Here is a 22,290-nt window from a genome sequence, read left to right on the forward strand (position 1 = left end):
CTATAACTGTGAAAGGGAGGATTTATAATTTGAAGGCATTAAAAAATAACTTGTCTATTGTTGCTTTAGGTGGAGTAAATGAAATAGGAAAAAATATGTATGCTATCCAATATGAAAATGATATTGTCGTCATTGATTGTGGATCTAAATTTCCAGATGAAAGTTTATTAGGGATTGATTTAATAATTCCAGACGTCACATATTTGCAAGAAAATAAAGAAAAAATTCGCGGTTTAATAGTAACGCACGGGCATGAGGACCATATTGGCGGAATACCATATTTTTTAAAACAACTAAATGTACCAATCTATGCAACAAAGTTAACGTTAGGTTTAATTGAAATTAAATTAAAGGAACACAATCTTCAAAATGATACGGAATTAATCGTTATTCATTCAGAATCAGAAATTGATTGTGGTTCTATTAAGGCAACTTTTTTTAAAACGAACCACAGTATTCCGGATTGTCTCGGTATTGTTTTTCATACACCAGAAGGTACTGTAGTACATACAGGTGATTTTAAATTTGATTTAACACCAGTAAATAATCAACATCCTGATATTCATAAAATGGCTAAAATAGGAAGTGAAGGTGTACTAGCTTTATTATCTGAAAGCACAAATGCAGAACGTCCAGGTTTTACTCCATCAGAAAGGTCAGTAGGAGAACGGATAGAGGAAATATTTATGAAAGCAAATAGAAAAGTAATTATTTCTACGTTTGCTTCTAATGTGAATCGTGTTCAGCAAATAGTTGAAGCATGTATAAAAACAAATCGAAAACTAGCTTTGCTAGGGAGAAGTATGGTAAATGTAGTAGAGGTTGCTCTAGAGAAAGGTTATTTACATATTCCAGAAGGTATGTTAATTGAAGCAAATGAGGTAAATCGTTTAGATCCAAAGCAGGTTGCAATACTTTGTACAGGAAGTCAAGGAGAACCAATGGCAGCTTTAGCGCGTTTAGCTAGTGGAAACTATAGACAAGTGGATATTTTACCAGAAGATACGGTTATTATAGCCGCGACCCCTATCCCAGGAAATGAACGTAACGTTTCTCGAATTATCGATAATTTATTTGCATTAGGAGCAAAGGTGATTTACGGATCAGGTAGTTCTACTGGAGTGCATGTATCCGGTCATGCATATCAAGAAGAGTTGAAGTTAATGCTTACATTAATGAAGCCAAAATATTTTATTCCAATTCATGGAGAGTTTAGAATGCTACACCACCATAGTTTGTTAGCAGAATCAATTGGTATTGAAAAGGAAAATATCTTTATTGTACGTAATGGAGATGTTGTAGATATAAGTAATGAAGTGGCAATTCAATCTAGAAGAATACAGGCAGGAAATATATATGTAGATGGATTAGGAATTGGAGATGTTGGAAATGCATTATTACGTGATCGTAAACAACTTTCAGAAGATGGAATGCTCGTTATAGTTATTACTTTTAATAAAGTGGATGGAGAAATAATTTCAGGTCCAGATATTATTTCTCGTGGATTTGTCTATGTCCGTGATTCAGAAGAATTTCTAAGAGAATTAAATAAATTAGCTGTTATTACGATTAATAATTTAAAGAAAGAGAATGTGAATAGCTGGGGTATTTTGAAAAGGGAGGTAAGAGAAGCATTAGGGAAGTATATATATACAAATACAAAACGAAAGCCGATGATTCTTCCTATAATAATAGAGGTTTAATAGTAAAAAAGAATTCTCGTATGGGAATTCTTTTTTGTTTTGAAGAGAAAATGAACATATAATGAAATAAATAGAAATGGAAGGAAATAAAAGATGTTATTAAATAAACGTTTTACAATTGGAGAAATGGCGAAAATGCATAATATCGCAGAATCTACATTAAGGTATTATGATGAAAAAGGAATTTTTCATCCGTCCATTGTGGATCCTCAAACGAATTATCGTTATTATACAATCGATCAATTTTCACTGTTAGATACGATTAAATTTTTACGCCAGTTAAATATTCCGTTAAAGGAAATTAAGAAATATATTGATGAAAGAAATCCAGCATACGCACTCAATTTACTGGAAAAACAACAAGAGATGATGCTGAAGAAACAAAGAGAAATTGAGTATGCTTTGGCGAAAATGGAGCATAGAATTCATTTAATTAAGAAAGCAACAAAAGCAAAAGCTGAACAAATGGTAATTAAAGAGATTCCGCAGCGAAAAATTACAGCAATTGCGGTTGCTCCAAATACGACGGATGATATGTTTGAGTACTACATTCATTCGTTACAAAAAAATATGAGGCAAATGGATGATAGTTTATTTTCTGGAGATATTGGTGTAACTGTTGCGAAAAAAGGATTAATGCAAAATGAGTTTCAAGCATATAGCAGTGTATTTATTCTTTTGGATTATATGCCGTATGAAGTGCATACTTCAGATGAAATTAAAGAAGGTTTATATGCTTGCTCTTATCATCATGGACCGTATGAAGAAACAGATGCAACGTACAAGGAGTTACTTACATACATTGATAAAGAAGGTTACGAAGTACATGGAGATTCGATTGAGATTGGATTGATTGATTGGTCTGTAACAGAAAATCCAGAGGAGCAAGTAACAGAAATTCAAATTCCTGTAGTAAAAAAATAAGATGAAAACCTTTGAATTGATTACAAATTTACATTCATTAGTATAAGTCAGTTACCTGTTTTTTTAATTCTCTCTTGACCTTCAAGTTACTTGAAGGTTTAAACTAAGAAAAGAGAGTTGAAAAAAAGGAGCATATTAGAGTATGGAAGCAACAGAAAAATTAAGAGAAAAACCGATAAAAAGCTTATTTATTTCTTATTTAATACCAGCCGTTCTTGGAATGGTATTAATGTCAGTGAATATTGTAATTGATGCGGTCATGATTAGTAGAGGAGTTGGGGCGAACGGTTTAGCAGGAGTGAACGTGGCTATTCCAGCATTTTCGATTTTCTTCTCTATTTCATTATGGATCGGAATGGGCGGGGCAACGTTATACTCCATTGCATTAGGTGAAAATAAACGAGAGAGAGCAAGGTCTATTTTTACTCAATCCATGACGGTAGCAGTTGTTATCGTAGGTGTTTTAGCGGCTATTTGCTTATGGAGAATAGAAGATTTAGCATACTTATTTGGTGCAAATGAAGTAATTCTACCATATGCGTTAGACTATTTACACGTATTATTAACATTTGGAATGATATACGTTTTAGAAAATATTTTAAGTACATTCATACGAAATGATGGAAATCCTAATTTAGCAATGGCTGGTCTTGTTGTAACAGCTGTATTAAATATAGTGTTTGACTATATCTTTATTTTTATCTTTGGATGGGGCGTAACAGGTGCTGCCTCAGCGACTATTCTTTCGGCAGCGATTGGTTTCCTTGTATTATTAACTCATTTCTTTAGAAAAAGTAGTATTTTAAAGTGGACGAAATTCCATTTTGAATGGGATACTGTCAAACAAATTATGGTGATTGGTTTCCCAAGTTTTACAGCAGAAAGTACGGTTGCAATCGTAACGATTGGTTTTAATATCGCATTCGTTCAATATGCAGGAGAAGTAGGAGTAGCTTCCTATGCGATGGTGAATAGTATTCATGCAATGACATTACTATTATTCTTTGGTGTTGGAGCAGCATTACAGCCAATTGCTAGTTTCCATTACGGGGCAAATTTATCAGAGAGACTTCGTGAAGGATTGAAGTTTGCTGTGAAAATTGCAGTTGTCCTCGGAGGCATTGCGATAATTGTCGGATTATTCTTCGGGAAATATATCATTGGTTTATTTGATGTCCAATCTCCAGAATTATTGGAGTTAACCTTAACAGGTATTAGCTTATTCTTTATCCAATACGTATTTTTAGGTTATAATATTGTGTATGGAGAGTACTTCCAATCAGTGCGACAAACGAAGAAATCAGTACTTATTATAATGAGCAGAGGATTACTATTTATTATTCCATTGTTATGGATTATGCCGAAATTATTTGGGATAAACGGAATTTGGCTCGTTATGCCAGTTGCAGAAGTAATGACAGCGATTATCGTATTTACGATGAATCGTATGAAACATCCTGTTCCATTAAATATGGCAGGAGAGAAAGAAGCGATATGATGAAGAAAATCCCCTTAAGCAATTAAGGGGATTTTTTTATTCCTTTAAACTAATCGCAAAAGATCCATCCGTTTCTTGAACAGAAGCAAAGGCAACGTTTTTAATATTTGTAATTCCTTTTTCCTTTAATTCTTTATATAACCATTTTTCATCTTTATGTATTAACTTTAAGTTATCATATTGAATTTGTGAATCGACGATAAGTGCAATTGGTAATCCAGCATACTTAACTTCTATGTTTAAATCTTTTGGAGTTAATGGTACAAGTTCTCTTTTTGGTAAAATACTAATAGCGCCGTTCGCTTCTAAAATAGCGTATTCAATTTCATGAACACTTGGATATCCTGCAACGCGAAGATTAGAAAGCAGTTCTGCAATGGGGTATCTACTTTTTTGTAAGTTCTCAAAAATAATATCACCATGTTTAATTAAAATGATAGGGTGTCCGAGAATAAAACGATTTAGTTTGTTGAATAGGCTTAATTTTGTAAGGAGTAAATGTAAACATGTGATAATAACCATACCGAGAAATGCTTGTAAAGCACCAGAGACGGGTATGGCTTGGAAAGCTAAATAAGATAAAAAGATTATAGCCCCAAAATCATGAGGAGTTAGTTGTGCTAACGCGGATTTACCGAGTAACTTAAGCGATAGTAAAAATAAGATAAAAAAGAACGACACGTTACATAAAAAGAGAAGCAATAGAGACACTCCTTCGTGTAAAGTTGTACTTACTATTCCCGAAAGTAATATAAATATTACCTTTCAGAGGATAAATTAGGGTTTATTGGAATCTGTCTGTATACAAACAAATAAATGGATATTATCATGAAGGAAGTAAAAGAAAATAGGAGTATATGAATATGAGAAAGAAGAAAATAATGAAGGGTATTTTAGTTGTTATAATGATTTGCGCCGTGTATGCGGGGTTTTTACAATATCACATTTATAAGCATGGGCATATGAATGCAACCTACGATGCTGATTACATAATTGTACTAGGATCGAAAGTAAATGGGACGAAACCATCTTATTCATTGCAATATCGTATTGATAAAGCAGTTGAATATTTAAAATCACATGAGAAAACAATCGCTATCGTATCTGGAGGACAAGGAAAAGGTGAAGACATTTCAGAAGCATTAGCAATGAAACAAGGACTAATAAAACAAAATATCGCAGAAGATCGCATTATAATGGAGGACAAATCTACGAGTACAGATGAGAATATTACATTCTCAAAACCGTTAATTCCAGCCGATATGAAAAAAGGTATGATTGTAACAAACGATTTTCACATGTTTAGAGCGAAAAAAATAGCGGCAAAACAAGGTTTACAATTAGAAGGTCTTCCGGCAAAAACACCGAAACCAATCATCATTCCATCGAATGTACGAGAATATTTAGCAATCACACAGTACTGGTTTATGAATCGAATATAGTGAAAGTGATCCCGGCTGAAACTTCAGGCGGGATTTAGTTTGAGGAAAATCTTACAAATATGTCACGTTCGTGAAAGGTAAAGCGATAGTTTCTAGAATGATTTCCTGACATAATGAAGGTAACAAAAACTATTTAGAGGTGAATCGGATGAAAGGAAATAATATTTTATCTTCGTTATGTTACTTTAGTATCTTTTTTGCACCATTTTTACTACCAATTATCGTGTACTTTGTTGCAGAAGATGAAGTGAAGTATCACGCGAAAAAAGCATTTTGGTCACATGTTTTCCCATACGCAATCTTATTTGGAGGACTAGCAGTATCAGGTATGTACGGTTTAGGTTTCAATCAATCTGACGGTGCTGGAATTGGAATGGCTATCACATATGCAGTGTTCATTCTTGTAGGAATTTACTACTTCATTTGGAATATCGTAAAAGGTATTAAAGTTTTGAAAACGGCGTAATATGATAAGTATAATTTCATTTACCGTATCGATAAACGTTTTAAAAAAGAGCAGTTCAAAAAGAATTGCTCTTTTTGTGCTTATAAGTTGTGAAAATTGAAAAAGATATGTTAATTTTTCATTATGAAGAGAAAAAAGGAGTGATTTTCATGAATGAGATCATACATAAGATGGAGCAACATGTTTCAGTTCGTAAATATAAAGAAGAATCAATTCCGAAAGATGTAGTAGAAAAGATGGTGCACGCTGCGCAACATGCAGCTTCATCACATTTTGTACAGGCGTATTCTGTTATATATGTAACAGATCAGGAATTAAAGGCTAAACTAGCAGAGCTATCCGGAAATCGTCATGTGAAGGACTGTGCAGCATTTTTTGTTTGTTGTGCAGATTTAAAACGACTTGAAATTGCATGTGAAAAACATAGTACAGAGATAAAGCATGAGGGAGTAGAAGACTTTATCGTTGCGACGGTAGATGCTGCACTTTTTGCGCAAAACTTAGCGCTAGCAGCAGAATCGTTAGGATACGGTATTTGTTATATTGGTGGTATTCGTAATAATCCGAGAGAAGTGAGTGAACTGCTTCATTTACCTGATAAAGTATATCCTGTATTCGGAATGACAGTCGGCGTACCAGATGAAGATCATGGAGTGAAACCACGTTTACCGGTAGCAGCAGTTCTTCATGAAAATGGATATGATGAACAAAAATATGATGAATTACTAAACGAATATGATGAAACGATGAATGCGTATTATAAAGAAAGATCATCAAACAAGAAAAACGTAACATGGACGGAATCAATGAGTTCGTTTATGTCTAAAGAAAAAAGAATGCATATGAAAGAGTTCTTAAGTGAAAAAGGATTAAATAAGAAGTGAGTAAAGAGGCAAACCTGTGATGTAGGTTTGTCTTTTTGGGAAGGAGAAATACCTAAGGCCAGAAAGTTGTTTATTCTTTCTGAACTTAGGTATTTTGTTTGTTATCATATACATAGAAATAAAAATTAATAATTTTTTACAAAAGTGATAGAAAATGAGAATGAAATGCCAATAGTAAGTAAAAGTGGCATAATAGCCGCTTTTTATCGTTTTATTTAGTATTTGATTTGAAATGTTTATCTTATGAAAGAAAGATTATTGCTAATTGTAAACTGTCAATAAAGTTATTTAAGTTTTGATATGGAATACCCTGCCGGAAAATACAGCAATAATTTTGTTTGAACATATCTGTTATGGCACAATCTAAAGCATCTTCTATAACAAGTTCAAACTTTCAATAAGAAGATAACCCCCTGTACAACTTAAAAGAATGTACGTAAATATTTTAAAAATCCGTTGATTAAGCCATTTAAAAATAATTTGACCTATAAACAAACCTAAAAATACAATTGGAATGGCATAAAAACTTGATTCCCAAATGGTTTTGTTTGTGCCAGTAAAGAGTATTTGAGTTACTAGGCTAATGAAATATATAAACAAATAAAAAGCTAATGTAGTTGCTCTTAACTTCTCTTTTTCAGTATCAGTTCCTGTAAAATAAAGTAACAGGGGTGGACCGGGCATACCGATACTTGTCGTTAAAAGACCAGATAATCCACCAACTATGAAATCTCTAGATTGTGTTGATCTAACCTTAACGTTGCATATTAGCAATAATGTTAATAGTAAGAGTAGGATGCTAACTGCTAATTTAAAAGTGTTTATGTTAACGGAAATGAAAATTAAAATGCCAAAAGGAACACCAACTATACTTCCAAAAATAAACCTTTTCAGTAGAACAAAATCAACGTCCATTCTTATTTTCCAAATGAGTGAAATGGAAATAATTAAAGATAAAATAATGTTTATTTGTATAGCTTCTTGTGGTAGAAATAACATAAGTAAGAAAGGGGTTGCCATTATGGAAAAGCCAAAACCTGTACTTGCTTGCAGAATAGAAGCCACTAATATAATACATACGAAAATGAATGTGATACCCAAAACAGCCCTCCTATTTAATCAAGTTTAACTAGTTAAAGTCTATTATTTAAGTGCAATATTTCACAAACTCATTTGTATTTTAACATAAATATCTAGTTTTTTCTCAAATAGTATTGCCATATAAGGCTCTTTAACTAAAAAATCCGACTTACATTTTGAAACAATTTTATTATGGGGAAACAAATAATGAATGGGATCAAAATGTATTGATTATCATTAAATTATTCACTGAGATCCCCGCGATAAAACAAGAACAGCCATATAAAACTTACAAAAATACAGCATGTAGCTAATAAACTGCCAATCATTTGAGGAGAAAGAATTTCTAACAGCCCTCCTGCAAAAAACATCGATAACTGAATAAGAGATCCGTAAATAGAATAATGGAATGAAAAAACTTTACCTATCATATTTTCGTGTGTGTAAGTTTGAAGTAATGTCGTATCAAGTGGAACGATGATTCCTCCTGCTATACGCATACAGAATAAAGTAATGATACCGATAATAAGTTGATCGGATAGAATGAATCCGAGAAAGAAAATTCCTTGTAATAAGTAGGCCCAACCGAATACTTTTTTCATTTTTTCTTTATTATGGGATATATAAAGATTAACGAGAAGGCTTCCTATCATAAGCCCAGCCCCTTGAACCGTATATAAAATCCCAATGTTCGTATGGAAAATTTTTTCGGCATAGATCGTTAGAAGTAGTTGATAAGCGCCTCCAATAATGCCCCATGAAATGCCGACAAGAATTAATGTTAAAATGATTTTTGTTTGTAATATGTATGTATAACCACCTTTTATATCAGTGAAAAATGCTTTGTTCTTGTTACAAGTATCATGAGCAGGAATACTCATGTTATAAATAAAATAGGCTGAAATAAAGTATGATAGGCTATTTACTAAAAAAGCGAACTCAATATGTAAAGATTGTGTAAGTATCCCGCCCAAAGAAGCACCTATAATAGACATAAAACCAGTAATTGTACTAGAAAGAGAGTTAGCAGTTACGAAATGGTTTTGGTGTACGATATTTTTTAAGGCTGCTTGTTTAGCCGGCTCAAATACACAAGAAAGTACGGATAAACATATATTGGCAATGAAAATAATCTCAATTTTATAGCCTGCGAGTAAGTATGTAAGGACTAGAATTCCCCGTGTAATATCGGTGAAAATCATAATATTCTTTTTAGAGAAACGATCTACAATTCCGCCTATGAATGGACTAAGAAGAAGCTGTGGTAAACTTTTACTTATAAAAGTAAGTGCGATCATAAACGGCGATTCCGTTATGCTGTAGACAAATGTTAATAAAGCTACCGTATGGAACCAATCTCCAAGTACACTTAATGTTTGCCCATAAAATAGTTTATTGAAGTTTTTATTTGTTTTAAGAAGTGTGGAATAAGAAACTGACATAAATAGATTACTCCTTATGTAATGACGATGTTTGAATTTGTTCTTTCCACTCACTTAAATACACTTTTTCCGCTGTAGGAAGTCCAACAGGTAATTGTGCAATCAATTCTAAACTATTTCCATCAGGGTCGTTAAAGTATACGGCTGCACGTGCTAATTCCGGAAAAACAATCGGTTCAATTGGTTCCATTCCAAAGTCTTTTCGTGCTGAAATTCCTTTTTGATTTAGCCAATGAATCGCATTTTCTAAATCATGTAAACTTACTTGAAAGGCGATATGTCGTAAAGAGGGGTGATAATTCACTTTGTATTCTGTGCCTTCCCAAAGGCCGAGCCAACTCTCATTTTCTTTAATCCAAAAGAAAGCAATATTATCTCCTTTTTTATATAATTTTAGCCCTAGTGATTCATAAAAAGGTATTGATACTTTTAAGTTGCGGACAGGTAAATGTGCTTCGTAAAGACCTTTAATCATCGTAATCCTCCTTAGTAAAATGGTTCTTATTCCATAGTAAACAATATGTTGCTAGTTGAAATCGCAAATAAGAGGGATATAAATTCATACGAAAGTATGAAAAAAAACAGCTCATATTTGAGCTGTTTTTCTATAGTTTTTAATTCATTTTTCAAGGATAGGATATATTAATATCCGTATCCGCCGCCACCCCAACAGCTACATCCGATGATGATTAGAAGGATGAATAGTACGATAAGCAAAGCAAATCCACCGCCGAAACCAGCGCAACTTCCACCATAACTCATATGTTTTCCTCCTTTTTAGTAAGTTAATCTATATGGTTCATGGACTACTATATACAGTATGTTTTTTGTATAGAAAACGAGCCAGTCTCATTTATAATTAGACAAATGCCTGTAGATTCATTAGGATTGCATGTTAGTGATTTGTAAATAAACCTTTACGTAATTCATAATTTAGGCATAAAAAATAAAAAATTGTAAAAAAAACCATTTTCTTATTTTTTTATGAGAGAATATGTACTATAATTTTACAAGTAATATTATGGGAAAAGGGAGTTTTAGTATAGAGATGGAGATGGGACAATTAAAAAATAAAATAGAAAACAAAAAGAAAGAGTTAATTCAACTTGTTGCGAGACACGGATTGGATCATGATAAAGTTTTGTTATTTAGTCGTGATTTAGATATACTTATTAATAAGTTTATGAACATAAAAGACAAAGTGCATAAATAAAAAATTTATAGTTTTTTATATTAAGATGTTTCACAGAAAGGAGAGGACAGTAATTGGAACATTTACAGGAAGAATTGTATAAACAAATAAAAGAAGAAAAAGGTACAGTTACAATTTTCTTAAAGAGTGGCGTTAGAATAGTAGGAGAAGTTGTTGGAGTGGATAAATTTACAGTTTTAATCTTAGTGGATGGAAAACAACAGCTTATTTATAAGCAGGCTATATCAACAATAATGAAATAAGACACTCTTGTTGAGTGTCTTATTTCATTATTGCTTGCATGCCTCAACATCAATGCCGGCAGCAATTAACTTCTTTTCTCCATCTTCTTCAATAATTTTTTGTAATTTAGATAGGAAAGAATCAAAGTTTGTATGCTTTGCTACTTGGAACGTCATTTTATGTTCAATTGGTAGCCACGTATCAATATCAGCTTCGTTATGCTGGATTTTCACCTCAAGTTTATCGAGTGCATTAGCAACTTTTGCTTCGTACGTTTCTTTCGCTTCAAACTCCATCCATAAGTCATATAATTCCTCACCGAGAGAACCTGTTAATGTTTGTTTAATATTTAAAATAGCTTCTAGTTCATTTTTTTGTTTTTGTAGCTGTAATTCATAACTATTCATTGTATCAAATGCAGGGATATCACCAGCTTCGGCTTCGACTAGGTCGTGAATAATAACCATTTTAAGTAATTTCTCAATATTTACTTTTTGATCCAAATAAGGTTCAACTAAAATGGCCATTAGAGACATACGCCATGTATGTTCGGCAACACTTTCTTGACGTCCGTTGGAAAGCCAGCTATGTCGCATTTCATATTTTAGTTTTTCTGCTAATGCAATGACTTGTAAAATGTTGTGTTCCATCGTGATCCTCCTCATTTATTCATACCATAATTCTAATATAGAAATGAAATGTGTCAATTTCATGAGTATATTGCGATAAACAGATGATAAGCGTATAATACATGTTATATGTGAAAACGTATTATTAAAATAAAAAAATGTTATATAAAAATGGAAAGGAAAGGGCAGAAATATGGGAGAGAAAAATCAAGTATTAGCTAGACCACAAAGAAGAAAAAGGAAGTTTGATATTTCTAGCCCAGTGGGCATTATAGTAGGTTTCATTATAGTGATAGCGGCAATTATGCTTGGCGGCGGTGGAATAAAAGCTTTCAAAAACTTTTTAGATGTTTCATCTATTTTAATTGTCATAGGGGGAACAACAGCGACAATTGTTGTGGCATATCGATTTGGAGAAATAAAAAAATATACGAAAAGCATTTTTACTGTTTTACATAGAAGAGAAGAAGATTTAGAACAGTTAACGGATTTGTTTGTCGATTTTTCGAAAAAGTCTAAAAAGCACGGCTTGCTTTCTTTAGAGGTAGATGGAGAGCAAGTAGACAATCCTTTTATTCAAAAAGGAATTCGATTAATGTTAAGCGGTTACGATGAAGATGAATTAAAAGAAGTGTTATTGAAAGATATTGAAACGGAAGTGTATGAGTTAAGAAAAGGAGCAGCATTATTAGATAAAATTGGTGATTTTGCTCCAGCTTGGGGAATGATTGGTACGTTAATCGGTCTTATCATTATGCTCCAAAACTTACAAGATACATCGCAAATTGGTACAGGAATGGCAGTTGCGATGTTAACGACATTATATGGGTCTGTACTTGCGAATATGATTGCAATCCCTCTTGCGGAAAAAGTATATCGTGGTATTGAAGATTTATATACAGAGAAGAAGTTTGTAATAGAAGCTATTTCAGAATTGTATCGTGGACAAATCCCTTCTAAATTAAAGTTGAAACTGGATACATACGTATACGAAACAAAGGTAAAAAAGGTAAAAGGAGCAGCCTAATATTTCAAGGAGTGGTATGATGAGTAAAGGACCGCAAAAGGGATCGCCTCGTTGGATGACGACTTTTACAGATTTAACGATGTTATTATTAACTTTCTTTGTATTACTAGTTGCTACATCAAAGCAAGATGCAGTAAAATTGTCAAAGATGCTTGAAAAGTTTAGTGATACGGAGCAAGTAGATGCAAAAGTAATGGAAAATACAATACCGGATATTTCACATGAAAAAAATGATGAAAAAATGATTTCAAAAAAGAGAATGGATGAATTATATAAGAAGTTAAAAGCGTATGTAGATAATAACGGTATTAGTCAAGTGAATGTATATCGAGAGGATACAGGGGTAAGCGTCGTTATAGTAGATAATTTAATATTTGATACAGGCGATGCGAACGTTAAGCCCGAAGCGAAAGGGATAATAAGTCAATTAGTTGGATTTTTTCAATCCGTACCTAACCCAATTGTTGTAGAGGGACATACAGATAGTAGACCTATTCATAACGAGAAATTCCCTTCTAATTGGGAGTTATCTTCAGCACGAGCGGCAAATATGATTCACCATTTAATTGAAGTGTATAATGTGGACGATAAAAGGCTAGCTGCGGTAGGATATGCAGACACAAAGCCAATTGTACCAAATGATTCACCGCAAAACTGGGAAAAGAACCGTCGCGTTGTTATTTATATAAAAGAGTAGTATATTGTTATTTTAATAATAAAATAATAAAAATACGAAAATTCTTTTAAAAAAATATTAAATTTTATCATTTTATTTTGTATAATGAGTGAGAATGATAAGGTGAAATATTAAGATATATTTATACATAGAAGGAGAGAATTAAAAAGAATGGCACATAAAATTTTAGTAGTAGACGATGCGATGTTTATGCGAACGATGATTAAAAACTTATTAAAAAGTAATGCTGAATTTGAAGTTATTGGCGAAGCAGAGAATGGGGTAGAAGCAATTCAAAAGTATAAAGAACTTCAACCTGATATTGTAACATTAGATATTACTATGCCAGAAATGGACGGGCTTGAAGCATTAAAAGAAATTATTAAAATTGATTCAAGTGCAAAGGTTGTTATTTGTTCTGCAATGGGACAACAAGGTATGGTATTAGATGCAATTAAGGGCGGGGCAAAAGACTTTATTGTAAAGCCATTCCAAGCGGATCGTGTAATTGAAGCTTTAACAAAAGTAGCAAATAGTTAATATAGAAGGGGTGCCACAAGGAATCAAAACAGTGATAGCGGATCGACGGGTGGCCCCCTTTTTTCTCATTGTAAAACACTAAATTGTTATACATAAATGAAATGTTTGTTAGACAGGTAGGGGATAAAAATGCAAACAGATCTATTAAATATATTTTTCGAAGAGTCAGAAGAACATTTACAGTCGCTAAATGAAAATGTGCTAGTGTTAGAACAAAATCCTGCTGATATGGATGTTGTAGGAGAAATATTCCGATCCGCTCATACATTCAAAGGTATGTCTGCGAGCATGGAATTTACGGAAATGGCTGATTTAACGCATAAGATGGAAAATGTGTTAGATGAAATTCGTCATGGAAATATAGTTGTAAATGCGGATATTATTGATGTGATTTTTGAGTGCATTGATAATTTGGAGAAGATGGTTGCAGATGTGCAACAAGGTGGAATGGGCAATATTGATGTAGCCTCAACTAAACAGAAATTAGAAGCATTATTGAACGGCAATGTAGAAACTCCTACGGAACATATAGAGCAAAATCATATAGACACCGATGATGCAGTTTCGCATGAAGTGCATATAACAGTTGAACAGCAAGCGATTTTAAAAGCAGTACGTGCCATTATGTGTATTGAAGCATTGCAAAATGTAGGGAATATACAAAAAACAGCTCCGAGTATTGAAGAAATTGAAGCAGATGCTTTCGGATTTGAATTTACAGTATTTATGGATACGGATTGTAGTATAGAAGAATTGAAACAAGTAGTACTTCATGTTTCTGAAATTGAGAAAGTGGAAGTAAAGCAAGGAGAACCTATATCGAAGGAAGTAGCTTCTAAAAAAGTCGTTACACAAGAAGTTGTGCAAGTAGAAGAAAAGCTACAACCAGCTGTGGCTACGCAGGTAGAATCACCAATAGAGGCAACGAATCAACCTTCAAGTGCTATGCCAGCTAAAAGTACTACAAAAACGAAAAATGCTAAAGTGGAGAATCGTTCAATTCGTGTTCAATTAGAGAAAATCGAAAGATTAATGAATATGTTTGAAGAAAGTGTAATTGAACGTGGGCGCATTGATGAATTGGCTCAAACGATTCAAAACAAGGAGCTAATTGAACATTTAAATCGATTAGGCGATATTTCAAAAGATATTCAAAATGTACTATTAAATATGCGTATGGTGCCGATTGAAACTGTGTTCAATCGTTTCCCGCGTATGGTACGTATGTTAGCGAAAGATTTAGGGAAAAAAATCGATTTACAAATTACAGGTGAAGATACTGAAGTAGATAAAATTGTTATTGATGAAATCGGTGATCCGCTCGTTCATTTAATTCGAAATGCAATCGATCACGGTGTTGAAACTGTTGAAAAACGACGTGATGCAGGTAAAAATGAGACAGGTACGATTAAATTAGAAGCCTTTCATAGTGGAAATCATGTCGTTATTCAAATTACGGATGATGGAAACGGTATTAATAAAGGGAAAGTATTAGAAAAAGCGATTAAAAATGGCGTTGTAACTGAAGCAGATGCGAATAGATTAACAGATCGTGAAGTGTTTGATCTTATTTTCCAACCAGGATTTAGTACAGCTGAAGTTGTATCAGATCTTTCTGGACGCGGTGTCGGATTAGATGTTGTAAAACATACGATTCATAGTTTAGGTGGACATTTAATTATTGATTCTGAGGAAGGAAAGGGAAGTACATTTAGAATTGAACTTCCATTAACGTTGTCTATTATTCAATCTATGCTTGTTCAAACGAATGATAAGCGTTATGCTTTACCTCTTGGAAATATCGTTGAAGCAATTCGAATTAAGAGAGAAGACATCCAATCCTTACAAGGGAAAGATGTGTTAAATTATCGTAATCAAATTATTGAAGTGAAACATTTAAGTACTGTATTTGGTGAAAAAACAGTAGATGAGGCGTTTGCGTCATATGATGGTCAAATGGTTCCTGTGTTAATTGTTCGTAATACACATCGCAGCTATGGACTTATTGTAAACACAATTATCGGTCAAAGAGAAATAGTCTTAAAGTCATTAGGTGACTTCTTTGCAGAGAGTTCTAACTATTTCTCTGGTGCGACGATTCTCGGTGATGGACGAGTGGTCCTCATTTTAAACCCAGAAGGTTTATAATAGGAATGAAGGAAAGCTCCCCACTTGTATACAATTGGGGAGCTTTTTGGCTAATTGCTACGAATCTAATAATGGGATACATAGTAACGTTTTATACTAATGAGTTTGCTAAAATAAAATAAGAGTTTATATTATTTGATAGAAAAACAGAAATGAGGAGGCAGGGAAAATGCCTGAGCAACACACAAAAGGGGATACGAGCACGATTGTGCTAGAAAAAGAAAATGAGCATTTAACGCCTCAAGAATGCGATATTCTTGGCGAAATTGCAAATATATCATTTGGTTCAGCTTCGACTGTATTATCAACAATTTTAAATAGGCAAGTAAGCATTACTGCTCCTCGCATAGAGTTGGTAGATTTATATGATTCAAGAGATGTCGAAGTTCCACATGTTGTATTAAACATTCATTTTACAAAAGGATTAGATATGGAAAACCTTCTTGTCCTTAAGCAAGATGTTGCATTGTCCATTGCTGATTTAATGATGATGGGAACAGGTGAAATCGAGGACGGAAAAGAACTTGGTGAATTAGAGCTAAGTGCTGTACAAGAAGCGATGAATCAAATGATGGGATTCGCAGCTACATCTATGTCGGAATTCTTCCAAGATACAGTAGATATGTCTCCGCCGACGATTAAAGTTGTAAAGTTATCAGAAGAAATGGAGAAAATCTCTGAAATTGATGGGAATCATACGATTGTTAAAGTGTCTTTTGATTTAAAGATAGATAATCTTGTAAACTCTAAACTTGTACAAATTGTTTCAGTTGATCATGCGAAACAAATGGTAAATAAATTAATGCAATTATCTGGTGAAGTAGAAGAAACAGTCGAACCAGCAGAAGTAGTGGAAACTGAGATTGTAGAAGAACAAGTTGAAAAAGAGCATTTAACACAAGAAGAGAAAGATGTACTTGGTGAAATTGCAAATATTTCAATTGGTTCCGCTTCAACAGTATTGTCAACGCTTTTAAATCAGCCAGTTACAATTAGTACACCAAATGTGGAAGCAATCAATGTTCGTCATTATGATGGAGTACCAGTGCCATTTGTTATTTTAAATGTTGACTTTGTTGAAGGGCTAAAGAATGAGAATGTATTCGTATTTACGAAAGATGTCGCCTTAACAATGGTAGATTTAATGATGATGGGAACAGGGGAAGTTGATCCGGAAAAAGAGCTTACTGAATTAGAACTGAGCGGTATTAAAGAAATTATGAACCAAATGATGGGTCATGCTGCTACGGCGATGTCAGAAATGTTCCAAGAAAAAATGGACATGACGCCGCCAAATGTTAAATTTGTAACGTTAAAAGAAGAAATGGAGTATTTGGGAGAGTCAATGGAAGTGGACGAACTCGTTCAAATTACGTTCAATCTTGAAATTGGTGATCTGCTTCAATCGAAAATGTATCAAATTTTGCCAATTTCTGAAGCGAAAGAAATGGTAAGGCGACTTCTGTATCCAATGGTGGAAGAAGAAGAGATTGCCACAGAAGAAATTGAAGAAGAAAAAATTGTAGAACCAGTTGTGCAACCTATTGAATTTAAAGAAGTAAAACAAATGGAACCAGTATATATGGACACGTCCATTCTACAAAATGTAGAAATGAACGTGAAATTTGTATTTGGAAGTACAGTGAAAACGATTCAAGATATATTAAGTTTACAAGAAAATGAAGCAGTTGTGCTAGATGAGGATATTGATGAACCAATTCGTATTTATGTAAATGATGTATTAGTGGCGTATGGTGAACTTGTAAATGTAGATGGATTTTTCGGAGTAAAAGTGACGAAATCACTATAAGGCATTGAAATAGGAGTTTGAACTAGTAGATGAAAAACGTAAAGTTTTTTCTAATGAGTTGGCTATGCATACATGTATGCTTGTTCTTCCCCTTGCAAAGTCAGGCTGAGGAACAAATTGAGTCAGATCAAAAAATAAATGAAGTGAATGTACAAGAAGAAAATAAGGAATCTCAAGAATCGTCAGAGCAAGTGGAAACGAAGCAAGATGAAGAGAAACAAAAAGAAGCAGAACAACAAGAAGTAGTAAATAAACAATTGAGTGAAAGAAAGATAGAAACAGAACAGGGAATTATTACAGTAAATAAGCCGGAGCTTAAAGTTGGCGAAGAGGTGCGAATTGCTGTAGAACCAAATGGGAAAAACATTCAAAGTATGAAAGGTATATTGCAGTTACAAAAAAATGGGGAGCAATATGCGCAAGAAAGAATGTTATCTTTTGAGTATGATGAAGAGACGAAGAGCTGGGTTGCTAACTATAAAGCAGGGGATTTTGATTTGCAAGGTGATTGGAATCTTCAGCTCGTTCAAAGTTACAAAGAGAATGAGAAAGAAGAGCTCATAAAAAATGAAGTGAAAGTCCCGCTCATTCGTATTAAAAATGAAACGCCAACTATAGATAAAGAATTGCCAAAGTTACAGAAAGTTACTATTGATGAAGTAAAAGAGAACTTAGTTGAACGAAAACAGGGAGATTCTATACATATACGAGTAAAAGCATCAGATATAGAATCGGTTGTAAAAGAAGTGCGCGTTACATTAAAAGGGAAAGAAAATAAAGAGCTTTCGTTTTTATTAGACTACAACAAGCATGATATGGATTGGCAAAAAGTATTTGAAATAACAGAAGCATTGCCGGCTGGGCCATACGAATTACTTGTAGAGATAATAGATGCAGCAGGTAATAAACTTGTTGAGGAAAGTGAATATACCATTTCTGTTTTGGTGCCAAAAAATGAAGATGATAAAAAGATAGAAGAGAAAGAAGATAAATTAGATAATAAACTAGAAAATGAATTAGAAGATAAGAAAGAAAATGAGAAGCAAGAAGATTCCAAAGTCAAAAACCCGGTTCCAGAAGAAAATTTGCCAGTTGTTCAAATTCCGAAGCGAGATGAGAAAGTAAATAAGTTTATAAAAGAACCGTTGGAAGAGAAAGAGGAATTTACTTACGTTATAAAAGAGCCGTTCGAAGACAACAAGGAAGTACATAAGGGGAAGGACCAAAAAGAGAAAAATAACAAACAAGTTGCCTCTAAAAAGAAAGAACAAAAAGAAGAACCGAAAGACAAGAAAGAAGAAAAAGGTGAACAGGGAGTGCAAGCTTCTGATGTGTTTACTATCATGTCAGGTTTATTCGTACTGTTTTTAGTTTTAAAGAGTAATAAAGAATGGGGCTAATTATTTCATAGTAGTGGAGGCGCTTAAATGGAGATTAAACGTACGACAATTGAAGATAAGGCGTTACAACCATTAAAACAGCCTGCAGCTATTTCAGAGCATGAAATCCAGAAAGAACGAAAGCGTAGCAATTTAGTGTTTACTGGACAGTCTAAAATTATTTCGAAAAATAATGAAATAGGTATTTTACTTGCAAGTTTAAGTGATGGAAAGATTATGAAGGAAATGCTTTCTAAAGAGATGGATACAGTGTTACAACTTTTTAAAAAGTTACATACGTTATCTGGAGAAGGTAAGCAAACAGAAAAAATATTTGAACAAGTAATTAGAAGCCTACAAGGGCTTGTTAAGCAGGCGCATATAAAAGAACTTCCTTTGTTAGATGGAACATATGATTTCGCTGAAGTACAACTATCATTTGGTAGAAAAGTACATATTCCGTTACTAGATGTGAGTGCACTTATCTCTAGAGTGGAAAGTGATTCTTCAGAAGGAAATATAAATTTGATGGTAACGGTTATTACTGCTTATATAACGAAATTGTCTAACGAAACAATTTTAATTAGTGTTACAGACCGCATTGCTAAAGATCGGGATGTAAGTGTATGGAGAGCGCTTGCGGAAATGAACATGACACAATTATCACAGGCATTGAAACAAACGATGCAAGAACATAAATGGTCTATGACGCTTCTTTTTCTCTTTATATGGATTGTCGGTATTATTTTAATTCGAGTTATGTAAAAAGGTCGTCACTCCATTGTGACGACCTCTTTTATATTTTTTCGTAGAAGAATGTATCAAATCGCTGAAGATTGTAACGCTCGGGTGTTAAAATTTGTTCCGTACTACCAACAAATAGTACACCGCCTTTTCGTAAAGAACGACTAAATTTTTCGTAAAGTTTTACTCTTGCTTCTTCTGTGAAATATATCATTACATTGCGACAAATAATCAAATCATAATTTGTATCGAATGACTGCATTAAAAGGTCATGTTGTTTAAACGAGACGTTTTGTTTAATGTTTTGATGCAATGAATATAGATCATTCTCTTTTGTGAAATGACGTTCTTTCAAATCAGTAGGTAATTCCTTTAAAGAACGTTCTGTATATTGACCGCGTTTTGCGGTTTCTAGAATATGAAAATCAAGATCTGTTGCTTGAATTTCAAAACGAAATGGAGCAAGATGCTTCGATAAAATTAAAGAGAGTGTATACGGTTCTTCACCAGCAGCGCAGGCGGCACTCCATACCTTTAATTTTCCGCTATTTTGTTCGAGTAATTTTGGTAGTGCTTTCGACTCTAAAGTTTGCCATCGTTCTTTATTTCTAAAAAACTCTGAAACGTTAATTGTAATATAGTCAATAAAATTTAAAAATAAATTTTGATCAGCGCGTAATTTGTTTAAGAAATTAGTGTAGTTTTCGAAGCCTTTTCTCGAAATGAAAGCATCGATTCTACGGCGCATTCTATCTTGTTTATATGAAGCGATGTCCATATTGAATTGTTGTTTAAAACTCGCGATAAAATGATCATAATCTTGTTCAATTATCATATTTACAATGGGCACAATAATGATATTGTGCCTCCCCCTTTACATCATACGAATTTTTTGTTCAAAGCTTTTTTTCATTTGCTTTTCATGTAATCCTGGTAAATCATAAATGACAGCATCAATACCTGCTTCTTTTGCAACATCGACAGGGATGACAGATGTATGTTTGTCCCCATTATAAAAACAGAGAACTAAATCAGTGTCTTCAATAATTTGTTTAACAAAAAACATATAATCTGATCGGTAAATGGAGTCAGAAGGATGATCAAAAGCAACATATTCGGCTCCGTGTTTTTTTAAGTAATCAACGACTTCTTGGAATTCATCTGTAATTGCTTGCAATGGTTGCAGCGTGTAAAGGCATAAATTTTGAGCGAGTCTTTCATTCTCAACGAAAAAACGAAGAACCTCATTTTCAATAGATTTATAACATAATATGTAAATTTTATGTTTGTGAGCATAGTCAGTTAAAAATTTTTTAATTTCTTCTTGATCTAATGCTGTTAATTGATTTGAACCACAAAGGAAAATATTCATAGAATTGTGCCACCTCATGCTAAATTGTAACATATCTTTTATAAAAAATAACTGCAAAATATTACTGTTCAGAGTATAATTATAAATAACTGGATTTTACGATTAAGTTTAGGAAGAAATAAAAAAATAAATAGGTGATATATATGCTACGTTCTATCTCGCATAATCCAATTTTATCGCATATACCACCTGCTACTCAAATGCCGAAAGAAGCAAATGTCAGGACAGGACTTGCATTTTCGGATAATTTGCATGCAGATCCGAAAAAAGATAAATTACTAGAACAAATGGAAGCGTTTGTCGATAATATTGGAGAAATTAAAGAGAAAATTGAAATGGAATTAACGCTTGATAATGTAATGGAATACAAAAATACAGTAAAATCATTTTTGAATTTTTACGTTGATAATGTATTGCAGTATAAAGATGTCATGTCTCGTCACCCACGTTACGGATATTCACAGAAAATGACGATTGTGAAACAGGCAGAAATGGGATTGAATGAATTAGAAGATGTGATGAACTTAATTAATACGAAAACAGGACATTTAGAAATGTTAAATCAAATTGGAGAAATCCATGGTTTAATTGTGAATTTAGTCTTGTAAAAGGAAGGAAGCTATATGTACATACAATTATATGAAAAACTCGTTATTATTCAAAAAGCGTATGAAAATATTCAAGCGCTTGGAGAGCAAATATATGAGAATTTAAAAAATAAAAATGTAAATGCAGTTCAAAAGTTGCAAGTAGAGCAATTGCAGTACATTGACGGTTTAAAAGGGTTATCAAGCTCATTTGAAGAAATGGTTGTTCAGTTCTGTAAAGAACAAGGAGTTGAATCGTTTCGTGTAAGTGCGTTATTTTCGTATTTTTCTCAAGAAGAAATTGAAAAAATGAAAGAATTACAAAAAAACGTAACTGGATTAGAAGAGAATGTAAAAATGATTCTTTTGAAAAATCAATATTACTTAAACGTACTATTAAAAACTACAGAAAGTATTGTGGATTCTGTTTCTGAATATAATTTAGAGCGAAACAATAATTCGCAAATCTTTATGAACGAACTATTGTAAAGGAGAAGTGAAGCT

At 33.2% G+C, this 22,290-nt stretch carries 25 protein-coding genes; 17 read left to right on the plus strand and 8 right to left on the minus strand.

What is annotated here, in order from left to right:
- Window positions 1-29 precede the first annotated feature (29 nt).
- The 3 genes from ACTL4X_RS08220 to ACTL4X_RS08230 all read left to right on the plus strand — a co-directional run bounded on the left by ACTL4X_RS08220 (window position 30) and on the right by ACTL4X_RS08230 (window position 4,125).
- Window positions 30-1,703 (plus strand): ribonuclease J, encoded by a 1,674-nt coding sequence (locus ACTL4X_RS08220; protein WP_000645618.1) that lies wholly within the window; start codon window positions 30-32, stop codon window positions 1,701-1,703.
- 93 nt (window positions 1,704-1,796) lie between these two features.
- Entirely contained in the window at window positions 1,797-2,627 is an 831-nt protein-coding gene (locus ACTL4X_RS08225; RefSeq protein ID WP_000925935.1) for a MerR family transcriptional regulator, read from the plus strand.
- A gap of 142 nt (window positions 2,628-2,769) precedes the next feature.
- On the plus strand, window positions 2,770-4,125 hold the full coding sequence (locus ACTL4X_RS08230; RefSeq protein ID WP_000388399.1) for an MATE family efflux transporter: 1,356 nt from the start codon (window positions 2,770-2,772) through the stop codon (window positions 4,123-4,125).
- Between the two features lie 36 nt (window positions 4,126-4,161).
- On the opposite strand, the gene ACTL4X_RS08235 is transcribed toward ACTL4X_RS08230, so the two are convergent.
- Window positions 4,162-4,827, minus strand: a complete 666-nt coding sequence (locus ACTL4X_RS08235) for a DUF421 domain-containing protein (protein WP_025709222.1) — start codon at window positions 4,825-4,827, stop codon at window positions 4,162-4,164.
- Between the two features lie 161 nt (window positions 4,828-4,988).
- Here ACTL4X_RS08235 and ACTL4X_RS08240 point away from each other — a divergent pair, with 161 nt between their 5' ends.
- From ACTL4X_RS08240 to nfsA, 3 genes are all read left to right on the plus strand, one after another.
- Window positions 4,989-5,567 (plus strand): YdcF family protein, encoded by a 579-nt coding sequence (locus tag ACTL4X_RS08240; RefSeq protein ID WP_086692576.1) that lies wholly within the window; start codon window positions 4,989-4,991, stop codon window positions 5,565-5,567.
- 148 nt (window positions 5,568-5,715) lie between these two features.
- Window positions 5,716-6,033, plus strand: a complete 318-nt coding sequence (locus ACTL4X_RS08245) for a DUF4870 domain-containing protein (protein WP_000678055.1) — start codon at window positions 5,716-5,718, stop codon at window positions 6,031-6,033.
- A gap of 149 nt (window positions 6,034-6,182) precedes the next feature.
- On the plus strand, window positions 6,183-6,917 hold the full coding sequence (gene nfsA / locus ACTL4X_RS08250) for an oxygen-insensitive NADPH nitroreductase (protein WP_071740371.1): 735 nt from the start codon (window positions 6,183-6,185) through the stop codon (window positions 6,915-6,917).
- A gap of 375 nt (window positions 6,918-7,292) precedes the next feature.
- On the opposite strand, the gene ACTL4X_RS08255 is transcribed toward nfsA, so the two are convergent.
- The 4 genes from ACTL4X_RS08255 to ACTL4X_RS08270 form a co-directional block, all read right to left on the minus strand.
- The gene (locus ACTL4X_RS08255; protein ID WP_046392533.1) at window positions 7,293-8,018 is read right to left on the minus strand and encodes a sulfite exporter TauE/SafE family protein; all 726 of its coding nucleotides are present in this window, start codon (window positions 8,016-8,018) and stop codon (window positions 7,293-7,295) included.
- 221 nt (window positions 8,019-8,239) lie between these two features.
- Window positions 8,240-9,439, minus strand: coding sequence for an MFS transporter (locus tag ACTL4X_RS08260; RefSeq protein ID WP_086692578.1), 1,200 nt, complete (start codon window positions 9,437-9,439; stop codon window positions 8,240-8,242).
- A gap of 7 nt (window positions 9,440-9,446) precedes the next feature.
- Complete coding sequence (locus tag ACTL4X_RS08265; RefSeq protein ID WP_071740372.1) at window positions 9,447-9,914, minus strand: VOC family protein; 468 nt, start codon at window positions 9,912-9,914, stop codon at window positions 9,447-9,449.
- A 167-nt stretch (window positions 9,915-10,081) separates the two neighbouring features.
- Complete coding sequence (locus ACTL4X_RS08270; RefSeq protein ID WP_000120179.1) at window positions 10,082-10,201, minus strand: YjcZ family sporulation protein; 120 nt, start codon at window positions 10,199-10,201, stop codon at window positions 10,082-10,084.
- 232 nt (window positions 10,202-10,433) lie between these two features.
- Between ACTL4X_RS08270 and ACTL4X_RS08275 the strand changes: the two genes are divergently transcribed.
- Both ACTL4X_RS08275 and hfq read left to right on the plus strand, forming a co-directional pair.
- Window positions 10,434-10,652, plus strand: a complete 219-nt coding sequence (locus ACTL4X_RS08275) for an aspartyl-phosphate phosphatase Spo0E family protein (protein WP_000291688.1) — start codon at window positions 10,434-10,436, stop codon at window positions 10,650-10,652.
- A gap of 53 nt (window positions 10,653-10,705) precedes the next feature.
- Window positions 10,706-10,894: an RNA chaperone Hfq gene (gene hfq / locus ACTL4X_RS08280; RefSeq protein ID WP_000400665.1), complete on the plus strand. Its 189-nt coding sequence runs from the start codon at window positions 10,706-10,708 to the stop codon at window positions 10,892-10,894.
- A 27-nt stretch (window positions 10,895-10,921) separates the two neighbouring features.
- On the opposite strand, the gene ACTL4X_RS08285 is transcribed toward hfq, so the two are convergent.
- Entirely contained in the window at window positions 10,922-11,524 is a 603-nt protein-coding gene (locus ACTL4X_RS08285) for an HD domain-containing protein (protein WP_086692580.1), read from the minus strand.
- Window positions 11,525-11,696: 172 nt separating this feature from the next.
- Here ACTL4X_RS08285 and ACTL4X_RS08290 point away from each other — a divergent pair, with 172 nt between their 5' ends.
- The 7 genes from ACTL4X_RS08290 to ACTL4X_RS08320 all read left to right on the plus strand — a co-directional run bounded on the left by ACTL4X_RS08290 (window position 11,697) and on the right by ACTL4X_RS08320 (window position 19,848).
- Window positions 11,697-12,530, plus strand: a complete 834-nt coding sequence (locus ACTL4X_RS08290) for a flagellar motor protein MotP (RefSeq protein ID WP_000504191.1) — start codon at window positions 11,697-11,699, stop codon at window positions 12,528-12,530.
- 19 nt (window positions 12,531-12,549) lie between these two features.
- Window positions 12,550-13,227, plus strand: a complete 678-nt coding sequence (locus ACTL4X_RS08295) for an OmpA family protein (RefSeq protein WP_000033625.1) — start codon at window positions 12,550-12,552, stop codon at window positions 13,225-13,227.
- A gap of 150 nt (window positions 13,228-13,377) precedes the next feature.
- Window positions 13,378-13,746, plus strand: coding sequence for a response regulator (locus ACTL4X_RS08300; RefSeq protein ID WP_000940568.1), 369 nt, complete (start codon window positions 13,378-13,380; stop codon window positions 13,744-13,746).
- 129 nt (window positions 13,747-13,875) lie between these two features.
- Window positions 13,876-15,894 carry a chemotaxis protein CheA gene (locus tag ACTL4X_RS08305; protein ID WP_086389326.1) on the plus strand — a complete coding sequence of 673 codons (2,019 nt, stop codon included), beginning with the start codon at window positions 13,876-13,878 and terminating at the stop codon, window positions 15,892-15,894.
- Window positions 15,895-16,063: 169 nt separating this feature from the next.
- Entirely contained in the window at window positions 16,064-17,704 is a 1,641-nt protein-coding gene (locus ACTL4X_RS08310) for a flagellar motor switch protein (RefSeq protein WP_001115001.1), read from the plus strand.
- A gap of 29 nt (window positions 17,705-17,733) precedes the next feature.
- Complete coding sequence (locus tag ACTL4X_RS08315) at window positions 17,734-19,104, plus strand: transglycosylase (protein WP_086692581.1); 1,371 nt, start codon at window positions 17,734-17,736, stop codon at window positions 19,102-19,104.
- Window positions 19,105-19,131: 27 nt separating this feature from the next.
- Window positions 19,132-19,848, plus strand: coding sequence for a hypothetical protein (locus ACTL4X_RS08320; RefSeq protein ID WP_000403950.1), 717 nt, complete (start codon window positions 19,132-19,134; stop codon window positions 19,846-19,848).
- Between the two features lie 31 nt (window positions 19,849-19,879).
- On the opposite strand, the gene cheR is transcribed toward ACTL4X_RS08320, so the two are convergent.
- Both cheR and ACTL4X_RS08330 read right to left on the minus strand, forming a co-directional pair.
- A complete protein-coding gene (cheR, locus tag ACTL4X_RS08325; RefSeq protein WP_000582879.1) occupies window positions 19,880-20,662 on the minus strand; it encodes a protein-glutamate O-methyltransferase CheR in 783 nt (260 codons plus the stop codon).
- A 39-nt stretch (window positions 20,663-20,701) separates the two neighbouring features.
- Window positions 20,702-21,199, minus strand: a complete 498-nt coding sequence (locus tag ACTL4X_RS08330; protein WP_001020110.1) for a flagellar motor switch protein FliG — start codon at window positions 21,197-21,199, stop codon at window positions 20,702-20,704.
- Between the two features lie 143 nt (window positions 21,200-21,342).
- Between ACTL4X_RS08330 and ACTL4X_RS08335 the strand changes: the two genes are divergently transcribed.
- Both ACTL4X_RS08335 and ACTL4X_RS08340 read left to right on the plus strand, forming a co-directional pair.
- Complete coding sequence (locus ACTL4X_RS08335) at window positions 21,343-21,807, plus strand: YaaR family protein (protein ID WP_000946323.1); 465 nt, start codon at window positions 21,343-21,345, stop codon at window positions 21,805-21,807.
- 15 nt (window positions 21,808-21,822) lie between these two features.
- On the plus strand, window positions 21,823-22,275 hold the full coding sequence (locus ACTL4X_RS08340; protein WP_044783891.1) for a hypothetical protein: 453 nt from the start codon (window positions 21,823-21,825) through the stop codon (window positions 22,273-22,275).
- Window positions 22,276-22,290 lie beyond the last annotated feature (15 nt).

The sequence above is a fragment of the Bacillus sp. RE35 genome, assembly GCF_052146655.1.
GTDB classification, from domain to species: domain Bacteria; phylum Bacillota; class Bacilli; order Bacillales; family Bacillaceae_G; genus Bacillus_A; species Bacillus_A cereus.

Coding starts and splice junctions, on each gene's coding strand:
- ACTL4X_RS08225 (WP_000925935.1), top strand. CDS start 1,797: ATGTTATTAAATAAACGTTTTACAATTGGAGAAATGGCGAAAATGCAT.
- ACTL4X_RS08230 (WP_000388399.1), top strand. CDS start 2,770: ATGGAAGCAACAGAAAAATTAAGAGAAAAACCGATAAAAAGCTTATTT.
- ACTL4X_RS08240 (WP_086692576.1), top strand. CDS start 4,989: ATGAGAAAGAAGAAAATAATGAAGGGTATTTTAGTTGTTATAATGATT.
- ACTL4X_RS08245 (WP_000678055.1), top strand. CDS start 5,716: ATGAAAGGAAATAATATTTTATCTTCGTTATGTTACTTTAGTATCTTT.
- nfsA (WP_071740371.1), top strand. CDS start 6,183: ATGAATGAGATCATACATAAGATGGAGCAACATGTTTCAGTTCGTAAA.
- ACTL4X_RS08260 (WP_086692578.1), bottom strand. CDS start 9,439: ATGTCAGTTTCTTATTCCACACTTCTTAAAACAAATAAAAACTTCAAT.
- ACTL4X_RS08265 (WP_071740372.1), bottom strand. CDS start 9,914: ATGATTAAAGGTCTTTACGAAGCACATTTACCTGTCCGCAACTTAAAA.
- ACTL4X_RS08270 (WP_000120179.1), bottom strand. CDS start 10,201: ATGAGTTATGGTGGAAGTTGCGCTGGTTTCGGCGGTGGATTTGCTTTG.
- ACTL4X_RS08275 (WP_000291688.1), top strand. CDS start 10,434: ATGTACTATAATTTTACAAGTAATATTATGGGAAAAGGGAGTTTTAGT.
- ACTL4X_RS08285 (WP_086692580.1), bottom strand. CDS start 11,524: ATGGAACACAACATTTTACAAGTCATTGCATTAGCAGAAAAACTAAAA.
- ACTL4X_RS08290 (WP_000504191.1), top strand. CDS start 11,697: ATGGGAGAGAAAAATCAAGTATTAGCTAGACCACAAAGAAGAAAAAGG.
- ACTL4X_RS08295 (WP_000033625.1), top strand. CDS start 12,550: ATGAGTAAAGGACCGCAAAAGGGATCGCCTCGTTGGATGACGACTTTT.
- ACTL4X_RS08300 (WP_000940568.1), top strand. CDS start 13,378: ATGGCACATAAAATTTTAGTAGTAGACGATGCGATGTTTATGCGAACG.
- ACTL4X_RS08305 (WP_086389326.1), top strand. CDS start 13,876: ATGCAAACAGATCTATTAAATATATTTTTCGAAGAGTCAGAAGAACAT.
- ACTL4X_RS08310 (WP_001115001.1), top strand. CDS start 16,064: ATGCCTGAGCAACACACAAAAGGGGATACGAGCACGATTGTGCTAGAA.
- ACTL4X_RS08315 (WP_086692581.1), top strand. CDS start 17,734: ATGAAAAACGTAAAGTTTTTTCTAATGAGTTGGCTATGCATACATGTA.
- ACTL4X_RS08320 (WP_000403950.1), top strand. CDS start 19,132: ATGGAGATTAAACGTACGACAATTGAAGATAAGGCGTTACAACCATTA.
- cheR (WP_000582879.1), bottom strand. CDS start 20,662: ATGATAATTGAACAAGATTATGATCATTTTATCGCGAGTTTTAAACAA.
- ACTL4X_RS08330 (WP_001020110.1), bottom strand. CDS start 21,199: ATGAATATTTTCCTTTGTGGTTCAAATCAATTAACAGCATTAGATCAA.
- ACTL4X_RS08335 (WP_000946323.1), top strand. CDS start 21,343: ATGCTACGTTCTATCTCGCATAATCCAATTTTATCGCATATACCACCT.
- ACTL4X_RS08340 (WP_044783891.1), top strand. CDS start 21,823: ATGTACATACAATTATATGAAAAACTCGTTATTATTCAAAAAGCGTAT.